Origin of the sequence: Dietzia sp. DQ11-44 (assembly GCF_014145205.1) — a bacterium.
GTDB lineage: Bacteria > Actinomycetota > Actinomycetes > Mycobacteriales > Mycobacteriaceae > Dietzia > Dietzia natronolimnaea.
The window spans coordinates 1-2,407 of sequence record NZ_JAALEC010000053.1; the positions used below are offsets into that span (position 1 = coordinate 1).

Sequence of the window (2,407 nt, forward strand, 5' to 3'; positions counted from 1 at the left end):
GCCACGACGCCTCCGCGGCCGCGACGGACCCGCCGACCACCGCGGCGGGCAACCCGCGGACCGTGCGACCGGCGCTGTCGACCAGGCCGAGTTGGCGGGTCAGGTCCGCACCCCGGTCGATCACCCGCAGAACGAACTTCCGGGCCGGCTTCCCCCCGGATCCCCCGATCGGGTGGATCTCGCAGGGGACCGAGAACAGCGAGTCGAGTTCCCCGGACAGGCGATCGGCGATCTCACCCGAATCGACCTCCGCCTCGATCACCAGGCGTCCCGAGAGGACCTGGAGGGTGCCCGCGAACCGCAGGAGCGAGGCGATCTCCGCCTTCCTGGTCTCGGAGTTGCCCACCGGGACCCTCACCAGTTCGGACTTGACCTGTGCGGTCAGTGACACGCCCTGCTCCTTCGTTCTCCGGTCATTCATCGGCCCCCGCCGTCACCGTGGCGGCGAGCGCCCGGGCGAGCAGTGCGGGGTCGTGTACGGGTCTCATCGTCCCATCCGGTGCCGTCCTGGCGATGTCCGCCACCATGACCCGCGCGCCGAGGCCCGCCGCGGCGCGGTCGAGGTGCTCGCGCTCGGTCCCGCTGAGCGGCATCCGCGGGTCCACCAGGACGACGTCGACGTCGACCTCGGGCGCATGTTGGCGCAGGACGTGGAGGTGCTGTTCGGCGGAGAACCCGGCGGTCTCCCCGTGCTGCGGCGCCAGGTTGAGGACGAGCGCCCGGGTCGCGGCCGTGCGGGCCAGGGCGGACGCGATCTCGGGCACCAGCACGTTCGGGATGACGCTCGTGAACCACGATCCCGGCCCCAGGACGACCATGTCCGCGGCCTCGATGGCCTCGACGACGCCCTCCGCCACGGGCGGGTCGGCGGGGATGAGGCGTACCCGCCGCACGCTGCCGGGGGTGGTCGCCACCGCGACCTGGCCGATGATCGTGCGCACGACCCGGGGGTCGGCTTCCAGGCCGACGACCTCCGCGGCGATGTCGAGGGCGACCGGAGACATGGGGAGCACGCGCCCGGTCACCCCGAGCATCGACCCGACGGCGTCGAGCGCCTTGACGGGATCGCCGAGGAGTTCCCAGAACCCCGCGTAGACGAGGTTTCCCACGGCGTGGCCCGCCAGAGCACCGGTTCCGCCGTAGCGGTGCTGGAACAGGCTGGTCAGCTGCTCGTGCTCGTCGTCGTCGGCGGCGAGTGCGCACAGTGCCATCCGGAGGTCTCCGGGGGGCAGGATGTCGAGTTCGCGCCGGAGACGCCCGGAGGAACCGCCGTCGTCGGCGACGGTCACCACCGCGGTCACGTGGTCGGCCACCATCCGTCCGGCGCGCAGGGTCGCCGACAACCCGTGTCCTCCGCCGAGCGCGACGAGTGATCCCATCCGGTCGGATCCGTCGACCGTGGCCTGGTCGGTCATGCGATCACTCTCGTCCGAGGTCACGGTGCCGGACGTGGACGTCGACGGAGTCGAGGCCGGCGAGCCGCCCGGCCAGTGACTCGGAGATCGCCACGCTCCGGTGTTTACCGCCGGTGCACCCGACCGCGATGGTCATGTACCGCTTGCCCTCCCGCCGGTACCCGGTCATCGCGAGACCGATCATCGTCACCGCGGCGCGGAGATACTCCTCGATGGACTCGTCCGCCAGCACGTAGTCCTGGACGGGCTTCTCGCGGCCGGTGTGCGCCTGCAGCTCCGGGATCCAGTGCGGGTTGGGCAGGAACCGCATGTCGAGCAGCATGTCCACATCCACCGGTACCCCGTACTTGAAGCCGAAGGACTCGACGGTGAGGTGGAAGTCGAACCCCAGGTCACCGAACGGCTTCTCGAGCCGGTGCCGCAGGTCGTGGACGCTCAGCGCGGTGGTGTCGACCACGACGTCGGCGCGGCCGCGGATCCCCTCCAGCACCTTGCGTTCCCGCTGGATACCGTCGATCAGGCCGTCACCCGACTGAAGGGGGTGGGACCGCCTGACGTTGTTGAAGCGTTTGACCAGGGCTTCGTCGGAGGCGTCCAGGAACAGGATCCTCGCCTGCGGGCGTCCGTCGAAGCGCCCCAGCAGTTCGCCGATGTGCTCGTCGAACCCCAGGCTGCGGACGTCCGCCACGATCGCGAACCTCCGGGGTTCCTCCTCCGTCTCGCCGAGCCGATCCACCAGTTCTCCGATGAACTTCAGCGGGAGGTTGTCCACGACGTACCAGCCGAACTCCTCGAGCACCTTCGACGCCGTGCCCTTGCCCGCACCGGACATCCCGCAGATGAGCAGGAGCTCGCGGCTCTCATCGTTCATGTCCATGGTTCACCTCGAGTCGCTCGTTCCGCCATCGCCGACCGCACGGTCCGAGTCTCCCACGCCGGCGCCGGACCCGTCCGGACCCGGTGTGTCGGCGGCCGCCGCGTCCGCCGTCGCG

3 protein-coding genes are annotated in these 2,407 nt (G+C 70.7%); all 3 read right to left on the reverse strand.

What is annotated here, in order from left to right; translation table 11 throughout:
* Positions 1-391, reverse strand: a 391-nt coding sequence (gene whiA, locus G6018_RS01640; protein ID WP_182638546.1) for a DNA-binding protein WhiA, incomplete at its 3' end; no start/stop codon positions are given.
* Positions 392-413: 22 nt separating this feature from the next.
* A complete protein-coding gene (gene yvcK / locus G6018_RS01645; RefSeq protein WP_182610570.1) occupies positions 414-1,415 on the reverse strand; it encodes a uridine diphosphate-N-acetylglucosamine-binding protein YvcK in 1,002 nt (333 codons plus the stop codon).
* A gap of 4 nt (positions 1,416-1,419) precedes the next feature.
* Positions 1,420-2,292 carry an RNase adapter RapZ gene (rapZ, locus tag G6018_RS01650; protein ID WP_179525333.1) on the reverse strand — a complete coding sequence of 291 codons (873 nt, stop codon included), beginning with the start codon at positions 2,290-2,292 and terminating at the stop codon, positions 1,420-1,422.
* Between the last annotated feature and the right edge of the window lie 115 nt (positions 2,293-2,407).

Bases quoted from the DNA above. Each gene is read 5' to 3' on its own strand.
- rapZ (WP_179525333.1), bottom strand. From the start codon at position 2,292: ATGGACATGAACGATGAGAGCCGCGAGCTCCTGCTCATCTGCGGGATG.
- yvcK (WP_182610570.1), bottom strand. From the start codon at position 1,415: ATGACCGACCAGGCCACGGTCGACGGATCCGACCGGATGGGATCACTC.